General features: G+C 40.4%; 5 protein-coding genes. All 5 read left to right on the top strand.

The genetic code is table 11. The features are described 5' to 3' along the window. Positions 1-923 precede the first annotated feature (923 nt). Entirely contained in the window at positions 924-9539 is an 8616-nt protein-coding gene (locus IY568_RS10745) for a type I polyketide synthase (protein ID WP_194867533.1), read from the top strand. Positions 9540-9589: 50 nt separating this feature from the next. Beyond that, the gene (locus IY568_RS10740) at positions 9590-11287 is read left to right on the top strand and encodes a cyclic peptide export ABC transporter (RefSeq protein ID WP_194867532.1); all 1698 of its coding nucleotides are present in this window, start codon (positions 9590-9592) and stop codon (positions 11285-11287) included. Positions 11288-11304: 17 nt separating this feature from the next. Then, a complete protein-coding gene (locus IY568_RS10735) occupies positions 11305-12063 on the top strand; it encodes a thioesterase II family protein (RefSeq protein WP_164517546.1) in 759 nt (252 codons plus the stop codon). Positions 12064-12074: 11 nt separating this feature from the next. After that, positions 12075-21881 (top strand): non-ribosomal peptide synthetase, encoded by a 9807-nt coding sequence (locus IY568_RS10730; protein ID WP_194867530.1) that lies wholly within the window; start codon positions 12075-12077, stop codon positions 21879-21881. A gap of 27 nt (positions 21882-21908) precedes the next feature. After that, the coding region (locus tag IY568_RS10725; RefSeq protein ID WP_228553279.1) for a condensation domain-containing protein at positions 21909-24013 on the top strand (2105 nt) is incomplete at its 3' end.

The raw sequence follows: 24013 nt of genomic DNA, 5'->3' as shown, positions 1-24013 counted from the left end.
AAGAGTCTTATTAGATATGTTTGATGTCATACATTCAATCCTTCTTTTTGGCCCCGCTACAAGGTCAGACAGTCTTACTGTCAGTGTTGATTGCAAGACTATCTGGCTCAGCAGGGCAAAGCAAACCACAAAACACGCTATAACGCGCCTACTTCATGTTTAAAACAGCCTCTGAATAAGATGTATAGATGCATACGCCAGAAAGTACCAAGGCAGATGTATCATTTGTCGACAGCCCATTGATGGTGAGGTTTTCTAATCTGCTCTTTCATATTAAGACGACGACTTAATAGTTATCAAAATAAGTCATTATCCCTTTATTTGCAATTGAGTAAGGGAGGCAATATGCAATTTTATTTTTTTGATAAAATGTTAATTTTCACCCGTTGTTTTATCTTAATTGTTTCTTTTGGTGTTGCGTGATGTTTTTATTGTTGCTGAGCCTCCCCATTTGGGTAATTGAATTTCAACATTTAATACTGCATGATGAATTTGCTGAATTTTTAGTTTGATGCATGATGAACCTTATGGTTTTGAGTGTTTAAAGTGAAATGCAAGGCTGCAATTAGGAACTTACTTAATAAAAAAGGATTTATTGGCTTATTCACTGTCACTTCTTTTCTATTTTTTAAGGTTCGCTATCACATCTTTAAATGAGTGAGCTTTACTTGTCTTTTTAAGTCATTTTTTTAATGACTTTTCTTGGTTTTTGTAAAGTCTTATAAAAATTATAACTTATATGCTTGCTAGGTTTATAAGGTGATTTTCTTAGTTTTAGTGTCATTTTTGTGATTGTTTTTTGTGGTTTTTTCAGCGTTTTAAGCAGGATTAAAAACAAATAATAAAAATTCCATATATTCGAGACTGAAGTTTTTCTTGCCTTTATGGAATGAGTAATATCATACTTTAGAGTGAGCAATAGAATGACCTCCACGTTTAAGCCACATAAAACACTGGTTCAATTAACGCAGCAATATGCTGTAGAGCGGAATACAGACCTTGCCTATACATTGCTGAAATATTATTCAAGATCTGAAAACAGAGATGAAACATCAATTTCCTTTGCAGAGCTTGATCAGCAAGCTCGATGTATTGCGGTATATTTACAGAAGCATACGAGTAAAGGCGATCGAGTCGTATTGCTTTATCGAGCGGGATTGGAGTTTGTTAGTGCATTTTTAGGCTGTCTATATGCTGGGGTGGTAGCAGTTCCTTCAAGTGTGCCTAAATCAGGATTTGGACATGAGCGCTTAAATCGTATATTAGATGATTCTGGCGCTTCGGTTATTTTAACCGTAAAAACGATCTCTCAGAATTTATCAGCCCATGCTATCGACGTTGAAAAAAACACGCTATTAAATTTTGAAGATGTAGATTTTTCTATTGAAAAGCAGTGGGTTGAACCTGAATTAGATGAAAATGATTTAGCTTTTATCCAATATAGTTCAGGTTCTACAGGGACTCCCAAAGGTGTAATGGTAAGTCACAAGAACTTGATGCACCACTCTAATATTCTTGATAGCGAATTTCAGCTAAACAGTTTTGTCAGTTGGATCCCGAACTTCCATGATATGGGTCTCATTTTTGGTATCTTAAAATCTTTATTTGGTGGCTATCATGGAATTCTTATGTCACCAGATTCTTTTGTGCAAAAACCACTTCGCTGGTTGCAAGCGATCAGTGATTTTAAAGCTGAGGGCACAATTGCTCCTAATTTTGCATATGATCTTTGTGTAAGAAACATATCTGACGAAGAGTTAGATTCTCTTGATTTATCTCACCTTCGCTATGCAGGTAATGCTGCCGAGCCTGTTAGAGCATCCACGATCCGAGAATTTAGTGAGAAATTTGCGAGTTGCCAATTCAATAGTGTGGCATTTCAACCTGCTTACGGACTTGCTGAAGCGACATTAATGGTTACATGTAGCGAAATGTCAAAGCCGACGATTGCCCATTATTTCGATATTGATGCTTTGAAAGATAATCGTGCTGTAATTTGCGAATCACAAAATGAAAACTCGAGAGCGATAGCATCTTCCGGCAAAGTAATTGGTGATTATAAAGTTAAAATTGTTGACGCTGACACCCATAAACAAAAGCCAGACTTAGAGGTTGGGGAAATTTGGGTCGGTGGTGAAAGCGTTGCACAAGGATATTGGAATAATGAAGAGCAGAGTCACGAGATTTTCTCAGCAAGCATTGCCAATGAAGATAGCCCACTTGAATATTTGAGAACGGGTGATCTAGGCTTTCTTTATCAAGGAGAGCTTTTTGTTTGTGGTCGATTAAAAGATGTTATTTTGATCCGAGGCGGTAATTTCCACGCTTGTGACATTGAAGACACAGTAGAATGTGCTCATGAATACATTTCTAAAAATAATACAGCTGCATTTTCGATAGATGTAGAAGATGAAGAGCGCTTAGTTGTTGTATCTAAGCTTGAAAAGAAGAAAGGGACATATTCAGAATCTGAATATGAAGCCATTGTTAATGCAATACGCGATCGTATTGTTGCTGAGCATGAAATTCTACCATACAGCATTTCATTGATGCACAGAGGTATACCTAAAACGACAAGTGGAAAAATTCAGCGTAGTATTTGCCGAGAAAAATTCCTCACCAACCAATTCAAAGTCATACATGCTTGGCAAGCTAATACTATACATAACAGCGTTGAACAAGCTGTTGATCAATCTTCTAATGCTGAGTCTGCTGAAGAAACGATTAGTAACATGGAAGCGTGGCTGATTGAACAGATAGCAATGCTAAGTGGCAAGAAGGTCGAAGAAATAAGTCACAGTCAGTCCTTTTCTGAATGTGCGTTAAATACTGAGGAAGTAAAAAAATTAATTCGCAGTATTGAAGTAACTTATGCATACACTCCCCCTCCTACATTACTCAGCGAAAAGCTAACGATTAGAGAACTTTCTGCAAAAATTGAGAAAATGAGTGGAGGTGACTCTGCTGTTCAAGGTCTTGCCGCTGAAAACCTTGAATTCTCATTGGATAAAATTAACCAATACAATCAAAACGAGCCGATTGCAATCATAGGTATGAGCTGTCGCTTCCCTGATGCTAATACGCCAGCAGAGTATTGGGAAAATTTATGTAATGGTCTTGAGTCAGTTGCTACTGTCCCGTTGGAGCGTTGGGATGTTGAAGCGTTATATCATGAAAACCCACTCGCAGTAGGCAAGCTGGCAACAAAAAGAGGCGGGTTCTTAAAAGGCATTGACCAACTTGATCGAAACTTCTTCAACCTCTCGGTGAGAGAAGCTAAACGCATGGACCCTGCGCATAGGTTGATGATGGAGCTTGGTTGGGAAACTTTTGAAGACGCTGGCATTGTACCTGAAAGCATTGCCGAATCTAAAACAGGTGTCTTTGTTGGTATCTCAGGTAGTGACTATGCACATATGCAGTTCAGCGAACAAAATTCAGTTGATGCTTATGCTGGTTTAGGTAGTGCTTTGACAAATGCCGCAAGTAGGATTTCACATTTCATGGACTTACGCGGTCCAGCATTGGCAATAGATACGGCATGTTCATCATCGTTAAGTGCAGTACACATGGCATGTAATAGCATGCGCCTTGGTGAATGTGAGATGGCATTGGCTGGCGGGGTGAATATTTTATTGTCACCAATCGTTACTATGTCGTTGTCAAAGGCGGGCATGATGGCGCTAGATGGTCGCTGTAAAGCCTTTGATAGTAGTGCTAATGGGTATGTTCGTTCCGAAGGTGCTGGATTAGTTTTATTAAAACCCCTATCTAAAGCAAAAGCTGATAATGATCCGATCTATGCGGTAATTAAAGGCACTGCATCCAACCAGGATGGTAAAAGTAGTGGTATTTCTGCTCCTAATGGCGAGGCACAACAACGAGTCGTCTTGAGTGCATGTGAAGATGCTGGAATTGCACCTGGTCAGTTAAACTATGTTGAAGCACACGGTACAGGCACTGCATTGGGCGACCCCATAGAGGTCAATGCCTTAGGTGAAGTTTTGAAGATTGGTGCAGTTGAAGGCACTGAATGTGCAATTGGCTCAGTAAAAACAAATATAGGCCACGCTGAATCAGCTGCGGGGATCGCAAGCTTGATAAAAACAGCGCTCATCTTGAAGAATCGGGTAATTCCTGCAAGCCTGAATTTCAACAACCCAAACCCGTTAATCCCGTTCGATGAATTACGTGTAAATGTTCAAACTGAGATTGGGGAATTACCTGAGTATGCGAGACCTGCTCTTGCTGGGGTTAATAGCTTCGGTGTCGGTGGTACAAATGTTCACCTGGTATTAGAAGAAAATAATTATACAAGTCATGAACTACCTCATGCAGAGCTAGATACCACTGACGACCACAAGCGTATTCATGTTTTACCTTTAAGTGGTAACAGTTTGGCTTCTTTGAAAGCAAATGCTCAAGCAATGGCTGATTATTTGCTGGACAGTTCCGCTGAGAACTCATTGGATGACGTTTACCATACGCTCACTGAAAATCGTACTCACTTTGAGCATAGGCTTGCAGTGGTTGGGTTTGATAAGAACGAGATTGCAGAGGCTTTAGAGTCTTATAGTAGCGTAAACCATCATGCTGACATTGTTTATGGGTACATGAATAAAGAAAGTTCTGCTTCTAAATTGGCCTATGTTTTTTCTGGTCAAGGCTCACAGTGGTGGGCGATGGGTAGAACATTATTCAATAAAGAGCCTGCTTATCGTAGCTTTATTGAACAGTGCGATAAAGAGCTGTCAAAGCATACATCCTGGTCACTGATTGAAGTATTAATGGCTGATGAGTCAGATTCTAAGCTAAATGATACTGAATATGCTCAACCGGCAATATTTGCTGTGCAAGTGGCGTTAGCAAAGTTATTTGAGTCATACGGAATTACGCCAGATGCCGTTGTAGGTCATAGTGTGGGTGAGATAGCGGCAGCATACGTTTCTGAGTCCCTTAGCTTTGAAGACGCTTGCTTCTTGATTGCCAATCGTGCGCGCATTATGCAAAAAGCAACTGGTCACGGTCGTATGGTGAGCGTGGAGGCTTCAGTTGCAGAGATTGAAAAAGCCTTGCTGCCTTATGAAAATCGGGTATCTATTGCTGCTGTCAATGCGCCAGGCACTGTTGTTATTTCAGGTGATACAGAAGGCGTAGATAATTTAATTGATATGCTGCAAAGCGATGGGATTACAGTGATCCCGTTACCGGTTAACTACGCATTCCATAGCCCTCAGATGGAACCACTCAAAAAAGAACTCGTTGATCAGCTAGCTAATATTAAGCCTCGTCAGGGGAAAGTGCCAATGGTGTCTACGGTCACTGGTGATTGGGTTAGTGAGGGCATGCTGCTGGATGCAAATTATTGGGGAGATAATTTACGTGACAAGGTTTCCTTTTCAGCTGCAATAGAAACCCTTGCCAAAGCAGACTTTGATCTGTTTATGGAAGTTGGAGCTCACCCGGTAGTGAGTGGTGCCACAACTCGTACACTCAAAAATGTCGATCAAGAAGGTACTGTTCTTAATACATTAAATAAAGAAAACGACGATCAAAAATCTATCTATTTGACACTGTCAGCACTATACACCAAGCGTAAGTTCAATAACTGGTCTGTCTTAAATAGTAAAGGGAAGTTCTTAAGAACGATACCTAATTATCAATGGGATAGAAAAGCATATTGGATAGACGGGCCATTTCAAAAAGGCCTATTCCAAGCAAGTTATCACCCATTACTTACGAACAAGATGCCTGTTGCGAGCCCAACATGGGAAGTGTTACTTGATGAGCAAGTTGTCCCATTTGTAAAAGGCCCACAAGTCAACGGTCAAAGCAAATTATCAAGTGGTATCTTACTCGAAATTGCTCTAGCAGCCGCATACGAAGAGGCTGGCAAAGTGAAAATGAGTGGGTTAAGTGGAATTAATTTCCATAGTCTAGCTTCATTGGAAGTTGGTGAAAGCACTCACGCATACCAAGTATCAATACTGGAAGATGAAAAAGGCTTGAAAAAGGCGTTGTTTTCCTATCAATCTGAAGCAAGTGAGGGCAAATCGGAAAACTGGATCAGTTCAATTTCTGCTGATGTAACAAGTGCAGATAAGCGAAACGAGCAACCTGAGCCGCTTAATATACTGGCACTACAAGAGACTCCAGATGACTTACTTGATGGCAGTGTTTTCTATAACAAAATACAAGAAGTGGGCATTGAATATAGTTCGGCTTTGCAAGTTTTAGATACTATTTGGATTAAAAATCATAGTGCACTGGCAAAAATAGACACGTCAGCGTCAATAGATGATATGGAACAGTATTTATTCCATCCCTTAATATTTGAGGCTGTGGAGCAGACTGGTTTGACGTGCCTGGGAGGCAGAGCAAATCAATTTGAAATTTCATCTATTGGGGACATTAAGCTTTTCAAATCACTAGAGCATGCAGAGTATGTTTACTCAAAAATGCGTGAAAGTAAGCAAGATAAAGCTGTGACAGTTGATTCATGGATATTGAATGCAGCGGGTGAAGTGCTTGCTATTGCCGAAGGGATTGCTTTAAAACAAAACTCATTGGCGTCTGATAGCACTAGTAATATACCAACTGAGCCGAAGAATTGGCTTTTTGATGTCGAGTGGCAATTAAAAGAGCGTGAATCAACGTATCAGAGTAATGAGAAAGAGTCTGGTGCGTGGCTTGTTTTTGCTGATGAAGGCAGTACTGGGGATTTGGTTCGAAGCTGGATGCAGGATAATAATCAGCAAGTATGTATGGTTAAGTCTGGATCAGACTTCGGTGTGCAATCTGAAAATGAATTTACTATCCGCTCTTCTTCGACAGCAGATTTTGAAAAGGTAATCAATGATTTCTTTACAGCACCAAATAAAAACTGCAAGGGCATCATTCATCTATGGAGTTTAAATGCGGCTCCGAGTGAAGATACGAATATAGATACTATTACCGAAGATCTTACATGTGGCGTACTGAGCGTTGCATATGCAATTCAAGCTATTTCGAAAGTGGGTATTCCAGGTAGGCCTAGATTGTGGTTAGTAACCGCAGGTGCGCAAGCCGCTGGCGAACTGGAGCATTTGTCAGTCGCACAATCTCCGTTACTAGGATTTGCTAAAGGAATTGCAATTGAGCACCCTGAGTTCCGTTGCTGCCGTATTGATCTTAGTGAAAGTAGTTCACCGTTGGAGGTGTCACTGCTTTGTGAAGAGATTTACTCTGATAATGAAGAAGATCAAGTTGTGCTCAGGGGGGGAGACAGATACGTTGCGCGCTTAGAGCCTCACAAGCTAAGTCTTCAAGAAAGCAATAGCAATGCACAGGCGCTGCCATTTGATACCAAACAATCATTTAATGTGTTGGTTAGTCGACAAGAGGGCAGTGTTGTTACTCATTTATCTGAAAGCAAAAGGCGGACGCCAAGCGTTGGTGAAGTAGAAATTCGGGTAAATAAAGCAACTATACCTGCTTGGAAGGTATTGGATAACCTGAAATATACTTCTGAGCTTGAGTGTAACGGTGAACTTTGCTCTGGTGAAATTGTACACCTTGGTACTGGAGTAAAAGATTTCGCTGTAGGTGATAAGGTTGTTGCAGTAACAGATGGCAAGCTTGCATCGCATTCAAATGTTGATGTGTCTCGCTTAGCGCCTCTTCCTAACCATATCAATGATAAAGGGTTCTCTTCTTACAGACCTTTTGTACTTTCTATGTTTACTTTGAAAGAGTTAGTAAAACTTGAAAGTGGAGAAAGCGTTCTAATTCATGGTGCTGACTCTGTTTATGGTCATGCAGCAGTTCAAATAGCTAAGCACCTTGGTGCTGTTGTTTATGCGACTGCGAGTTCTAAAAAGATCGCTACGGTGAAAAGTCTAGGTGCAGATCATGTGTTTGATGCCACAAATCCAAGTGTATTTGAGGAAATCAAACATGGTACAGCTGGAGATGGCGTGCATGTTTTTGCGAACTGTGTGAGTGGATTTGATTTTGCTAAAGCGACTCAGGGAGTAAATAGCTTTGGTCGTTATATCGACTTGGCTGTTAATGAATCTGGTGTGGAAGCAAATTTAAATAACTTTAATCTCTCGGGTTATTCATCACTTTTCTCTTGTGATATACACCACCTGGAGAGAACTCATCCAGAAAAAGTCATTACAATTTTAAAAGACATTATTCAGTTACTCGCGGAAGAAAAATTAACGGCTAGTAATTCTTCGATAAGTGTAGAGCTCCCTGAGCTGGCTACTGGTTTGATGAAAGGGGCAGGGTCAAATATTACTGTTGAATTCCCAGTTGGAGATATAGCCCAAGATAAACAAGAAAACACCGCATTTAAAGCGGATGCTACTTACATAATAACCGGTGGACTTGGTGGATTAGGGCTAAGTATTGCTAAGTACATGGCCCAAAGAGGAGCGAAGAATATTGTATTACTTGGGCGGAGGCGTCCTAGTGAAACAGCAATGTCAGAAATTGCCTACATGGAAAATCTAGGAACTCGCTGTGAAGTGAGGGCAGTAGATGTCTCTAGCCAAGAGCAAGTAGCTGAATTATTGAAATTTATTCGTACAGATATGCCTCCATTGCGTGGGATTATGCATGCAGCTGGGATACTAGACAATGGTCTGCTTACTCAATTGGATGAAGCGCAGATCCGTAATGTCATGCCTGCGAAAATAGACGGTGCATGGCATCTGCACACGTTGACCGGTGAAGATGAGTTAGATTTTTTTGTGATGTTCTCATCGTTGGCTTCCGCTATTGGTTCAACTGGTCAATCAAATTATGCAGCGGCAAATGCATTTTTGGAATGTCTCGCTGCGCACAGAAACTATCAAGGAAAAGCCGCGCTAAGCATAGGGTGGGGGCCATGGGCTGAAGTTGGTATGGCTTCTGCGGCCCATAACCTTGAAAACCTTCTTGAGCATGGGATGGGTATGATCCCACTCATCGATGGTATGAACCTATTGGAGGATTTAATTTCAACACAGCAAAAAGGAATTATTGCTACGCTGCCTATGAATTGGTCATTATGGGGTAAATGTTTCCCTCATTTGGCAAGCTTACCTTACTTATCTGATTTAATGCCTGAGCAAGATGAAGGTGAAAGTGACAAGCATAATCGAGTCGTAGCTGGCCATCTTATAGAACTTGATAGTGAACGTCAGCTTGAGCTACTTCAAAAGACAATACACCGAGTTGTCTGTCAAACGATGATGATCAACCCTGAAACACTGGATATGAATATCTCTTTAACTGCTATAGGTCTCGACTCAATTGTAGCTCTTGAGTTAAAGCATCGCCTTGAAGTTAGTATTGATGCTGTTGTTCAGACGAATAACTTGCTTAAAGGATGCAGTATTAAAGAGTTATCGAAAGTAATCCGAGACCAAATTCTAAATCAGAGTTTTGATACTGATGAACAGGATAGTGGCGATGGTGCTGAAGGGATACTTGATAATATTGATGAACTTTCTGTTGATGAAGTGGAATCATTATTAGCTGAATTTGCTGATGCAGAAGCTGAAGCCTAATCCTAATAATAGTGAAGCTTATTTAATATATTAATAATGAGATTAATAAAATGAAAGTTCTACCATTTTTAATCAAGTTTTCACCGGGGTTACTTATATTCTCGGTTATTGCTGGCATAGTAAGTGGTACGGCAAGCACGTTAGTTATTGCGGTAATCAATGACACTATTTCGGAAATTTCTAACCCTCTAACACTATTCGTGTGGTTGTTTTTGGGAGGAACTTCTGTAGCGTTGCTAGCCGGGTTAGTGTCTCGCTTACTTTTACTAAAGCTGTCAGTAAAGGCGGTTAAAAAATGGAGACTAGAGCTGTGTAAACAGCTCTTAGCTTCTCCTTACAGTGAATTGGAAAAACATGGTTCATCGAAGTTAATGGCAACATTGACTGAGGATATTCATACGGTTGCCGAGGCACTAACCGAGTTCCCTGTACTGTGCACTAATCTCGCTGTCATTCTGGCTTGCTTCGGTTACTTATTTTGGCTTTCTTGGTCTCTGGCTCTTGCGTATCTTGCTGTATTTACTATCGGTGTAATTACTTATGAGGCTATTGCCAGAAAAACGAGACCATTGCTCCAAGATGGCCGGGTTAAGTGGGATGATCTAGTTGACCATTACAACTGTCTCATCAACGGTAACAAGGAATTAAAGTTACAGCGCAGCAGAAGAGATAATTTCTACGAGCAAGAGTTAACCACGACTGCTGATGAGATGATGAATGTAGCTTGGGGCTGGCATAAGGTGTTTGCGATTGCGGACTCTTATGGGCAGTTTATTTATTCAGCGCTCATAGGCTTAATTGTGTTTGTAGCGCCTTTAGTGACATTTTATGAAACAAGTGTTCTCACGGGGTTCGTATTAATGGCTCTTTATATGAGAGTGCCAATTACTACGAGTGTAGGCTCGATCCCCATGTTTCATCAGGCTGACGTGGCAATGGATAAAATAAATTCATTGAATTTGTCTTTATCTAGCCTCAAAGAGACAGATGTCAAATCAGCTGACAGTAAGCCCTATAAACCGACAGAGTTTAATAGCCTAGAGTTCAACGAAGTTGAATATAAATACCAAAAAGAAAATGACAGTGAAAAGGGATTTTCAATAGGTCCCCTATCATTGCGCATTGGTGCTGGAGAAGTCATTTTTGTAATCGGTGGAAATGGTTGTGGTAAAAGCAGTTTTGTTAAGCTTTTAACGGGACTTTACACTCCATCAAGTGGTGATGTTTTATTAAATAATAAGCCAATTGATAATAGTAATAGGGATGATTATCGTCAGAATATTTCTGCAATTTTCTCTGATTATTACTTATTTAAAAATCTTTACGGCCTGCTTAATAAGACCGGTGATAGTAAAGTGCAGGAGTATCTGATTAAGCTCGGCCTGACAGATAAAGTTTCTGTTGAAGATGGGAAGTTGTCCACTGTGGAATTGTCATCTGGTCAACGTAAGCGTCTGGCATTGCTCATCTCATTTATTGAAGATAGAAATATTTATGTCTTTGATGAGTGGGCGGCAGATCAAGATCCGGTATTTAAAGATATTTTCTACCATGACCTTCTCCCTGAACTAAAAGCAAAAGGGAAGACAGTGATTGTTATCAGTCATGACGATTACTACTTCAATGTTGCCGACCGAATTATCAGGTTTAATGACGGCCGTATTATTCAAGATGTAACCAATACGTCTCACTCTGTGCGAAGAAAGGCTTTTCAGTGGAATGAGTCGATAACTGATGAAGTGAACTAGTAATGGTGAATGACTTGATGAATGCGAGTACAAGTTACAAGTCCAAGTGGCTGAGAGTTTTTCAGCCAAGGCCGGACGCAAGCTGCCGTATTTTTTGTTTTCCTTATGCCGGCTCAGGGCCGGCTGTTTACAAAGATTGGGGCAACCTATTACCACCTGATATTGAGGTTGTAGCTATACACTACCCAGGCCGAGAATCTCGTTCAGATGAATTGTTATTAACTGATTTAATTGAACTTGTTGAACAGTTGCGAAAGCAAATTTTACCTTATCTTGATAAGCCATTTGTTTTTTTTGGCCACAGTATGGGTGCATATATTGCTTTCGAATTGACTAGGGCCCTGTGGAAGTGCGCGGGAGTTCGACCTGACTCTTTGTTTATCTCCGCTGCTGGTGCTCCTCATATACGAGAGCCTAATTGTATCAGTGACCTGAGTTATAAAGAGTTTCTAAGAGCGTTATTAAAGCTAAATGGCATACCTTCTGAGGTGCTAAAAAACCCTGAATTAATTACCTATGCACTTCCAATTTTACGTTCTGATATGCGTATTTGCGAGTCTTATACGTGTCAGACGATAGAACCATTGGAAGTTCCAATGACGGTTTTTGGTGGCACACAAGATAAGCGCATTTCTTTTGAACGCCTTGAGAAGTGGCAGCTTCATGCTGCGACCACTTACAAATTGGAAATGTATGACGGTGATCATTTTTTTATAAATACACAACGTCGAAAAATAATAGATGCAATTAATAAAGAATTGCTAGCTCTAATTTAAGAAGGTGTCATATGGATCATAATAATATTAATAATATGACGGCGCAGGAAAAGCGCGAAGCATTGGCAAAAATATTAAAGTCGAAAGTAGCTGCTAAATCAGTTTATCCACTATCAAGTGAACAGCTGTCTATGTGGTTTCAACAGAACCTGGATTTAACTAGCACTGCTTTTAATATTGCCTTGGCTTTTTGTCTTCATGGAAAGCTGAATAGACAAGCTGTTGTCAGCGCGGTCAATGAGATAGTGGCCAGGCATGATACCTTACGCTCAGTTATTTTAATGAAAAATGATCTTCCTGTTCAAAAGGTTCAGGATAAAAAAGATGTTGAAATCAAGATATCTAAGGCTGACTTTCGGGCTGAGGGTGATTGGCAGGAAAAGGTCTTAGCACTGAGTGCCAAACAGTCGCAACAACCATTTAATTTTGCCAAAGGCCCGCTTTACCGATTTGAGTTGGTTCAAATAGAAGAAGAGTTGAATGTCTTGCTTTTCACCGTTCACCATATCATTTTTGATGGTTGGTCCATTGGTGTCTTTCTTAAAGAGTTTTCAGATCTTTATGTTTCATATACGGAGGGAACTACTCCCAAGCTGGAGGTGCTACCAAAATCATTTGGTGACTTTGTGCGTCGTCAAAGAAAACGCTCTACGGATGCCGTTGTAGAAGAGCAGCTGAAATATTGGCAAAGCCGGTTGTCTGATATTGAACCGACATTAGAGCTACCGACTGATCATGCAAGGCCAAGCATCGTTTCGACACAAGGCGCTATCGTTGAGTTACCTATCGACAGAGAGTTGACCAGCAAATTAGACAGCCTCGGTAAACGGCACGAGGCTACATTTTTTATGACAATGCTCGCCACATTTTACGTATTGCTGGGTAAGCTGTCAGGGCAAAAAGATATTGTATTAGGTGTTGCTACAGCTAATCGAAATGAACAGGATTCTTGGGGATTACTGGGGCTTTTCTCTAATGTTCTACCGATGAGAGCTAGCTTTGGCGAAGACCCTAGCTTTTTGAGTTTCTTGAATAAAGTTAAGCATCACTGTTTATCTGATTATGATAAAGCTGATGTCGCGATAGCCTCGATAGTGGAAGCTGTCAACCCGGATAGAGATCCCAGTCGTAATATTCTCTTCCAGGCGGGTTTTGATTTTCAAAATACACCATGGCCGACAGGCAAGGTAACACAATATGTGACTTTGCTAAGTGGGGACAATGGTGCCTCTAAATTAGATTTAAACCTGAATGTCAGTAAGTTGGTTGATCGTTTAGTGGTTGCTTTTGAGTATAACTCGTCTTTGTTTTCACAGGACACAATGCAAAGCTTTGCCAGTTGTTATGAGCAATTATTGAAAAGTATTGTTGAAAACCCGAATAAGAAGCTATCTCAATTCGATATTATTTCTGATACTGGACGCGCTAAGGTGCTGGAAAGTGCGCGAGGAGAGTCTGCACTACCACGCTCACAAAACAGTGTATATGAACTTGTGTACGCCAGTATCAGTAGATTCCCAACTAAGACCGCAATCGTTAGTGGTGATGATAGCATCACTTATGCTCAGTTGGACCTGCGCATCAATCAACTTAGCCAACAATTGCAGGCTAATGGAGTGCGGCAACATGATCGAGTCGGCCTCTACTTTGAACGTTCTGTAGATTACATTGCAAGCTTGTTCGCAGTATGGAAATTGGGTGCATGTTATGTACCTTTAGACCCCAAATTACCTTTTACACGTATTGATTTTATTATTAAAGATGCGGGTATTTCACAAGTTCTGACAAATCATGAGCTTTCGCTAAAGTTGCAACAACAAGAGATGCCGTGTGCTTGGTTAGTGGCTGATGAGGGACAAGAGAGTGGGTTAAGTTCGCAAGAGCAAATTTTCAATACAAGACCAGAAGACTTAGCCTATATTATTTATACCTCAGGCACGACTGGCACCCCTAAAGGGGTAATGATCCCTCATAGCTGTCTGTGTCATTACGCCCACAATGCCACAGAGAAGTTTAGTCTTAACAGCGAAGACAAAGTTCTACAATTTTCTTCTATTAGCTTTGACACAAGCTGTGAAGAAATCTTTCCGAGTTTAATTAGCGGGGCAAGTTTATACCTTCGAAACGAAGAAATGATTGCAACAATGGATCGCTTTTTGGACGAAGTTGATAGGAATAAACTGACAGTAATTAACTTGCCAACGTCATTCTGGAACGAGTTGGTTGCCTATCTGAGCGATGAAAGTGTTGCTCGTAAATTACCAGCCGCAGTCAAGTTAGTCATTATTGGTGGCGAAGCTGCTCCCCTTCATTTGGTGAATAAGTGGTTAGAGATGTTTGGCAAATCTGTCCGGCTGCTAAATACCTATGGACCAACAGAGACCACGGTCAGTGCGACGACTGCCGAACTTTCGGAGTTAGCAGTTGCAGGACAAAGCCTGGACAGGGTTCCTATTGGGCTGCCGAATGCTGGTATGTATGTCTACATTTTAGATGAATCTAATCAAGTACTGCCTCATGGGCTGTACGGGGAGATTGTCATAGGGGGGCCAACTGTAGGTAAGGGCTACTGGAATAGAACCGAGCTTACCGCTGAAAAATTCATTGATAACCCCTTTAATAAAGACTGTTCGTTTAAGTTATATAAGACTGGTGACTATGGTCGCTATTTGAATAATGGGCAAATTGAATATCGTGGTCGAGTTGACAATCAAATTAAGTTTAGAGGTTATCGCATTGAAACCTCTGAAATTGAGGCTATTTTGCTTCAACACCCTGCGATTACTCATTGTGCAGTACTCTTGCTCGAGGGAGAGACGAGTCGATTGGTTGCCTATATTGCGCACAGGAGTAAAGAGGATAGTGAAAGCTTAAGAGCGTGGATGTCGGCACATTGTCCTGAATATATGATCCCTACTCAGTTTGTGTTTCTAGACAGTATGCCTCTCAATACGAGTAATAAGATTGATAGACAGAAGTTGATCCTTACCACTCCTGAAATGGGTCAAGAGTCAGAGCAACTAACACCACCCCGAAATTCACAAGAGTCAACATTATTGGGTATTTGGTGTGATGTATTAGGCCACAAGCAAATCGATATTAATGCAAACTTCTTTAAACTAGGCGGACATTCACTGCTTATCACAAAAATGTTGTCGCGTATAAAGCAGTTAATGTCAATACAATTACCTCTATCAAGTGTCTTTGTTGCCCCGACTGTAGCCCTATTGAGCGAATATATTACAGAGCATCGCCGCAAATCCGATAGTGATGAAGTTCAGCTACCTTTACAAAGAGTTGATAGGACCAAAGATGGCTATCAGTTGTCCTTTGCTCAAAGACGCCTTTGGTTCATTGATCAGTTAAATGGCAGCAGTTTACAGTATCAAATCCCCCAATTTATTAAAATTACTGGTGAATTTGATGAAGCGATTGCAGAAGTTGCATTTCAACGCATCATCGAACGTCATGAGTCTCTTCGTACCGTATACCAATTTGATGAAGAAACAAGGGAAGTTTATCAAAGCGTCCTAAAAGGAAGTGACTTCAAATTAACCAAAGTTAATTTACTCGATATGCCACAAGCGAACAGGCAGAAGGCGATTGATGAAGTCATAGCGCAAGACCTTAACAAGCCTTTTGCGCTTGATAGAGACCTTATGTTCAGGGCAACGGCTATTCGAACTGAAAAAGGTCAAGTTATCTTAGTTACCAATAGTCACCATATAGCTTCAGATGGCTGGTCTCTCGGGATAATCTATGCGGAATTTATTCAACAATATCAATCTGTCCTGGAAGGGAAAGTAGATGAAATACTACCTTTACCTATTCAATATATTGATTATGCTCATTGGCAAAACAAGTTACTGAGTGGCAAAGATACCAATAAGCAACTAGCGTATTGGCAAAATAAATTGAATAACATTCCAGTTGTTCATGAGCTGCCCCTGGACTATGAACGACCAGCACTGCAAACATTTAATGGTGATAGTGTAGAGTTTTTCATCAATAAAGCGACATTGGAACAACTCAAAAAGTTAGCAGTTGATAACCAAATGACACTATACATGGTGTTATATGCGGCTTTTTCAATTCTGATTTCTCGATATAGCAACAAGTCTGACGTTGTTATTGGCACACCTAATGCGAATAGAAGCCAAAAAGAGCTAGAAGCCATGGTTGGCCTCTTTGTAGACACTTTGGTTTTAAGAGTCGATTGTGACTCCAAGAAAAGTACGCAAGACTTTTTCCAAGAGGTAAAAAGTACAGTATTGGATGCTCATTTAAATAAAGATATTCCTTTTGAAATGATTGTTGAGCACTTAAATCCTGTAAGAAGTACCCAGTACTCCCCAGTTATTCAGATTATGTTTGGTTTGAATCTGGCTACAAATACTACTAGTAGTAATGAAGGTTTTTCATTTGAAAGGTATGAAGAAACGGATGTAAGTCATTCAACTGCGCAATTTGATCTTAGCCTTGACGCTAATGAAGTTCATGATGGGGTAAGTTTCAATTTTGAATACAATACGGATTTGTTTTCATGTGAAACAATAACAAGGATGAGCGAACACTATCAAAATATTTTGAATTGTTTGCTAGGTTCTGCTGAAAGTTTGCTAGATATTAAGATGTTAAGCGATACCGAAGAACAAAATTTGTCTAAGCGCTTGAAAGGCTCGCTGTTGACCACTGATAAAAATTCTAGTGTTTGTCAGTTATTCGAAAAAATTGCGATGGATAAACCTGATAGTAAAGCGGTTGTTTATCAGGGTGAAACAGTTTCTTATAAAGAAGTAAATGATAAGTCCAATCAGCTAGCTAGATATTTAATCTCGACCAATGAAACTGGTAACGAAGTATTGGTTGGAGTATGTTTAGAGCCCTCTATTGATTGGGTAATAACTGTGCTTGCGATTTTTAAAGCTGGTGGAGTTTATTTTCCGATTGAAGCAAACCAACCAGAGCAAAGAAAATCAAAGCTACTTCGTCGCGCAGCGCCTAATTTACTTGTCGTTCATGAAAAAACAGCTGATGACTTCACGAATAATGATACATGCCGAACTCTAAATTTAAATCTCATCGAAAAAGAGGTGGAAGCTGAGTCTGTCTCAAATCTTGAGAATAGTAAAAAGGATTTAGAACAACTGGCATATGTCATTTTTACTTCAGGAAGCACTGGCGAACCAAAAGGGGTAATGGTTGAGCATAAAGCACTTGCGATGCATATTACGGGGATGGTTGAACAGTACCAGATAACTAACAGTGATCGCATATTAAGTTTTTCCTCTATTGGGTTCGATCCTTCTTTGGAACAGCTGTTTATGGCGTTAGCAAGTGGTGCTTGCTGTCATATTTATGATAAATCGGGCATGGTTAAGAGTCAGATTGACCCTTTGAATTATATATTTGACGAAAGTATCACAGTTGCGGATCTGCCACCTGCACTATTGATGCAAACTCTGACCGAGGGTGAGTGGTCGAATATTATCAGACAGAGTCAACTAAGACTTATGTTTGTTGGCGGAGAGGCTGTACCAAAAGCTCTGGTAGAACAGTGGTATGCGCAGCAGTTTTCGTGTCTGCTTATTAATGCTTATGGGCCGACTGAGGGGGTGATCACGGCAATATCAGGTGCAATGTCTGATAGGGTTACACTTGGTGAGTTCGGTCCCAATCGCAATGGCTATATTTTTGATTCAGAGCTGCGCCCAGTGCCATTAGGGGTTGTCGGTGAGTTGTATATTGGTGGTGGGTGTTTAGCTCGTGGTTACTACCAAAATACCGAGTTAACATCGGCTAATTTTATTGATAATCCAAACAATACCCAAGTACAAGAGAGACTCTATCGCACCGGAGATTTGGTGAGACAAACTGCTGATGGAGCATTACATTACGTAGGGAGAGTTGACGATCAGGTGCAGCTCAATGGGATTCGAGTAGAGCTATCGGAAGTTGAGTACAATTTAACTCAACTGGAATGGATTACGTCAGCAGCCGTTATTTTGATGAGAACCGATAATGCGTCTACTGATGGAAAGGGCTTGATTGCTTACATTTGTTCCGAGGCATCGGATTTAAATTCTCATGAGCTCACTGAGCAAGTGAGAATGCAGCTCAAAGGCTCTATTCCTAATTATATGATACCTGCGATTGTCATCGCTGTTCCCTCCTTACCGATAAACTCCAATGGTAAAGTAGATAAAATGGCGCTGCCAGATCCTAGCGGCTTTAAGGTATCGATAAATGCAAACTTACCACTGAGTGACAGTGAACAGTCACTTGCTGAAATCTGGGCAAAGCTGCTAAATATTTCGGTTGAAGAAATTAAACAGGACTCTGATTTCTTCATGTTAGGGGGGCATTCATTATTATCATTAAGGTTAATAGGGGAAATCCGCTCAACCTTCAATGTGGAGATATCAATAATAGATATTTTTGAGTCATCATCATTGAAGGAGATGGCAGATAAAATTATAAATTCAGGGTGTAAACCTATTCGCTCTCAAATCACCCCAAGAGCTGAGGAGTATGAGCGTATTCCAACCTCTTTTTCTCAGCAACGCTTATGGTTTATTGATCGGTTTGAAGGTGGAAGCGCGCAATTTAACATGCCATCTGCATTTAAGCTAAAAGGGAGTTTTAATCATGAGGTTGCTGAAAAAGCTTTTCGTGAGTTAATCAATAGACATGAAATACTTCGGACAGTATATGTTGATAGTAACTATGGTGTTGAGCAAAAGGTAATTTCGAACCAGTGTTTTGAATTTTATCGGCAGGATCTTTCTTTTTTATCAGCCGAGAAGCAGCAAGAGTTAATCAAGTCTGCAATAGAAGATGATATTCAGTATGAGTTTAACCTTGCTGAAGACTTAATGATAAAAGTTACTATATTAACATGCTCAAGTGTTGATACCGTCATCTTGATCAATGTGCACCATATTGCAGCCGATGGTTGGTCTCTAGATCTTATTTTTAATGAGTTTGTCAGTAACTATAATGCTCTCTTGTCTAACGACTTTCATCAACTTCCACCTCTGGAAATTCAATATGCTGACTTTGCAATTTGGCAGCGTAGTTGGCTGGAAAGTGCAGAGTACTTTGAACAGCTGGATTATTGGAAGAAAGCGCTGATCGATTTACCTCCGGTACATTGTTTACCGCTTGATAGAGAGCGACCCGACAGCCAATCTTTTAATGGCGATAGTCATCGTTTTGTATTAGATGAAAAAATATCTAAGGATTTAATCGCGTTTGCTCAAAAGAATAATATAACCTTGTTTATGTTAGTTCATGGGCTATTGGCGATATTGCTTGCCAAGCATAGTGGGCAGAAAGATATTGTTATTGGCACGCCAGTTGCCAATCGTGCACAAAAAGAACTTGAACCAATGGTTGGTTGTTTCATTAATACATTGGTTTTACGTACGCAAATTGAGGAGCGGGCTAGCGTACGCGAATATTTTCAGAGTGTTAAGTCTGTAAACCTGAATGCGCTGAAGCACCAAGATATTTCATTTGAGCATTTGGTTGAACAAATAAACCCAGTGCGTGATGTGCGTTATTCACCCTTATTCCAAATTTTATTAAATTTAGAATCTAAAGTGCATAGTCACCAGGCGAGAATGACTGGGGTTGAAGTTGAGAACATCAATGATGCGAGTGTAAATGCAAAATATGATCTTAGTCTCAATGTGACACAAGAAGAGAAGCTTGTTTTCGATTTTGAATATAATACAGATTTGTTCGACCGGGACACGGTCATTAGGTTTGGGCTTCACCTTGATTCTCTGGCAAAAAGTGTCTTGAACTTCAGTGAGGGTAAGTTATCTGACTTAGTTATGCTGACATCAGCAGAGCAATATGATCTGATTAGCACACTCAACTCTGCAAAGAGCGAAATAGATACAAACCAATCAATTATTTCATTACTTTCCGCTCAGCTAGCGAAAACTCCTGACCATATAGCAGCAGAGTTTAATGACACAGTAGTGACTTACTCTGAGCTACATGAACGAGTTGAGCAAACCGCTATATTACTGCGAAGTAAAGGTGTACAAAAAGGTGATTTAGTTGGCTTATACATAGATCGTGGCATCAACATGCTAGTGGGATTGCTGGGGATTCTTAAAGCGGGCGCTGCCTATGTACCATTAGACCCTAAGTTTACCAAGAAACGCATAGAGTACATAATTCAAGATAGTGGGCTTCGGGTTACGTTGACCAGCTTATTAAGTGAAGATTATCAATGGTTAGCCGAAAGCAGTGAAGTTATACATATCGAAGATAGTATAAATTCAGAATATCAACCTAATGATATAAATCAAGCTAGAGCTGAGGAACCGTCTGCAAGTGATTTGGCTTACTTGATTTATACATCGGGCTCTACCGGAAAACCTAAAGCTGTAGCGATAGAGCATGGAAATGCTACTGCTATGATACATTGGGCTTCAAAATCTTATACTCAAGATGAATTGAAGTCGGTGCTGGCATCGACTGCGTTGAGCTTTGATTTATCTGTTTTCGAGCTACTGGTGCCTATATGTAATGGCGGCAGTGTTTGTATCGTATCCGATGCTCTGTCGTTAATTGACGCTCCATATGATCATATTACTCTTATAAACACCGTGCCGTCTGTTGGCAGAGCATTGTATGAACATAATGCGCTTCCGAAAAGTGTAAAAGTCATTAATTTGGCTGGTGAAGCGCTACCACCAGTATTGTTGCGAGATTTACTTGCACTTGAGGGGGAGAGGAGGGTGTGTAACCTGTATGGCCCCTCTGAAGCGACGACCTACTCAACTTGGGCTAGTTTTGATAAAGCAACAGAAAATACAGTCCCTGTCGGTAAGCCAATCAATGGCACTCAAGTTTATATTACGGACATTTTTGGTCAATTAGCTCCAAAAGGAAGCATTGGTGAATTATATATTAGCGGACTGGGTGTTGCCCGTGGATATTATAATCGACCAAATTTAACTCATCAGAGTTTTACTGTTGATCGATTTAATCGTAAGTATTCACAAGCAATGTATAAAACTGGTGATTTGGTTTGTTGGTCAAAAGATGGACAGTTGGAATTCAAAGGGAGAAATGATGACCAGATTAAGTTCAATGGTTTTAGGATTGAAGCTGGAGAAATAGTATTCCAGCTTGAAAAACATGCTCACGTTGTCTCTGCCGTGGTTGTTAAAAAGAACGTTTCTAAACTTGATGACAAGCAGCAGAGTTCCAATGTGCTCCTGGTTGCTTACATTCTCATTGCTGACCATGCGGCCGTTAGCAATGAACTTGTGATAGAAGAGTTGAGGACTCAGCTTAAAGATACCTTACCCTCTTACATGATTCCCAGTACGTTTGTTGTATTAGAAGAGCTTCCTCTTACGCTGAATGGAAAAGTAGATAAAGCAGCATTACCTGAACCTAATTTGACGCAATCAATAGATAAATTGATTGCGCCTTCTACGGTTACAGAAAAGTTTCTTGCTGACGCATGGAAAGCTGCATTAGGTGTTGATGCCATCGGCATTGACCAAGACTTTTTTGCACTCGGAGGGCATTCACTTCTAGCCGTGAATATGCTGTCTGAATTGGCAAATAAGTTACAGCTTGAAATTCCATTGAAGTCGTTTTTTGCTAAGCCGACCATCGAAGGGTTAAGTAGCGAATTGATTTTGTTATGTGGCGGTGCAGAAATAGCCGAAGCGCTAGTTGAAGCCTATCTACATATTGCAAATCTGTCTGATGCTGATGTGAATAGTTTAATTACTCATCATGGTGAGGAAGAGAACATATCACCGAACAGTGTTGTTAAATAGATATCATGTAGGGTAAGGAATACTATTATGGCTAACAGAACATCCGACGTTTCACCTTTATCACCTGAACATGAGCTGTTATTTACGAGAATTTTAGAAAGTAAAGGTATTTTTATAGGTGCAGGTACTCAGCTTCAATCTAGTCGGGGTACAAATAACTTAGCGCTGTCTTTTTCTCAACAGAGAATGTGGTTTATCGACCAGTTAAACCCTATGTCGAGTGCTTATAATATTTCTCAAGTTTTCTATATTAAAGGTGAGCTAGATATTGCTGCGTTGAACAAAAGTCTAAATTGCGTAGTTGAGCGACATCATATTTTAAGAACACATTATTCAGAATTTAATGGTGAACCATATCAAAAGGTTGCTGACTTTTCAGGGTTTAAACTAAAGCAAAAAAGTGTAGAGAATATCCCGCTTGAGTTGAGAGAAGAAGAGTTAAGGCGTCAGGTAGAGAAAGAAACAAATCAGCCTTTTGATATTAGTAGCGGGCCAGTTATTAGGGCAACGCTTACACAGTTTAAAGAGAATGAACATGTACTGCATATAGTAATTCATCATATTGCTGTTGATCAGTGGTCGCTTGACTTAATTGGTCGTGAGATCGGCACGCTGTATGACGCATTTATAGCTGGAAAGGAGAGTCCATTAGAAGACTTACGCTATCAATATGCAGATTACGCACAATGGGAACAAAAAACGGTGAATCAGCAATATTTAGCTGAGAGTCTCAATTATTGGAAACATAAGTTAAGCGACCCACCCGAGAAGTTATCACTGGGCCGTGACTTTGAGCCACCGACAAACAGAACTCGTAGAAGTGCGAACGTCTCTTGTGTACTTCCAATTGAAATAGACAATAGAGTTACAACGTTAAGCCAGCAGACAAATGCAACTCCATTTGTTGTCTACCTTGCATGTTTTAAAGCAATACTGTCTTTAATTAGTAAAAAACACGACATTATAGTTGGCACGCCAGTAAATAACCGAAGAGAAGAAGCCCTGGAAAATGTCGTAGGTTTTTTTGTTAATACACTGGTTTTACGCAGCTCTGTTGACTCTAGTGCAACGTTCCATGCGCTAATTGACAGTGTCAATGACTCTGTGCTTTCGGCTATTTCACATCAAGACTTACCTTTTGAACAATTGATCAATGAACTAGATATTCAACGTACTGACGACGAAATACCGTTGGTAAATGTAATGTTTATTTCTATTCCTTCTCAACAAGAAGCGTTCTCACTGCATGGGCTTGAAGTTGAAGAGGTTGATCATTCTTTATCGACAACAAAGTTTGATCTGGTTTTGCAAGTAGAGGCTAGAGATTTTGGAGTCGTTGTTAGTATTCAATATGATGCAGAGTTGTTTTGTGAAGCAACAGTGCAGTCTATATTGGCAAGGTACAGCTCACTGCTTTCGGAAGTATTATGGCAAGACGAGACTTCTTTGACCCAGTGTTGGAATAATGTGGAGGAAAAAGGAGCAGGATCACATTATGACAATGCTGAGAAAGTGGCAGAACTTCATAGCTCAACAACTGAGAAAATCAGTGAAATAAGGCAAAGTTTGGGGGGCGCTCACTTGCGTGGCGATGAAATCGCTGAAATAGAAAAATGTTTGGATGCGAGTGAGTTACTAAATGATGTTCAAGTTATTCCTGCAAGTATTGAGAGCCGTAAAAGCCTAGTTGCTTATTTTGTATTAAGCCATGGAACTGGCTATTCAGATCATGAAGCTATCCCGTTATTAAGAGAGCATCTAGAGCGAAGGATCCCTCATCATATGATACCGGCGGTGTTTGTAGGAGTGAGTCAACAGTGGCTCGATCAAAGCCGCAAAGACAAAGGGAAAACTGAAGCGACTTTGGACTTGTCGGGTTTAGCGACAGTTTGCACCTTTGCAGCCCCAAGGTGTGACGTGGAGCGTCAGATTCAAGCGTTGTGGCAAAGTAAGCTCCAGCTTGATCGGATCAGTATTTATGATGATTTCTTTGCACTGAAAGGTGACTCTTTGCTGGCGATGCAAATTGTCAGTGAGATAAGCCAGTGTTTTGATGCTGATTTGAATATGAGCCACTTTTTCATTGAGCCCACGATTGCCGGAGTCAGTGCGGCGGTTAAAAGTGCGGGCAG

The organism is Pseudoalteromonas sp. PPB1 (genome assembly GCF_015356275.1).
Taxonomy (GTDB): domain Bacteria; phylum Pseudomonadota; class Gammaproteobacteria; order Enterobacterales; family Alteromonadaceae; genus Pseudoalteromonas; species Pseudoalteromonas rubra_D.
The sequence above is the reverse complement of the archived record's forward strand: the minus strand, read 5'-3'. Positions and strand labels throughout refer to the sequence as shown.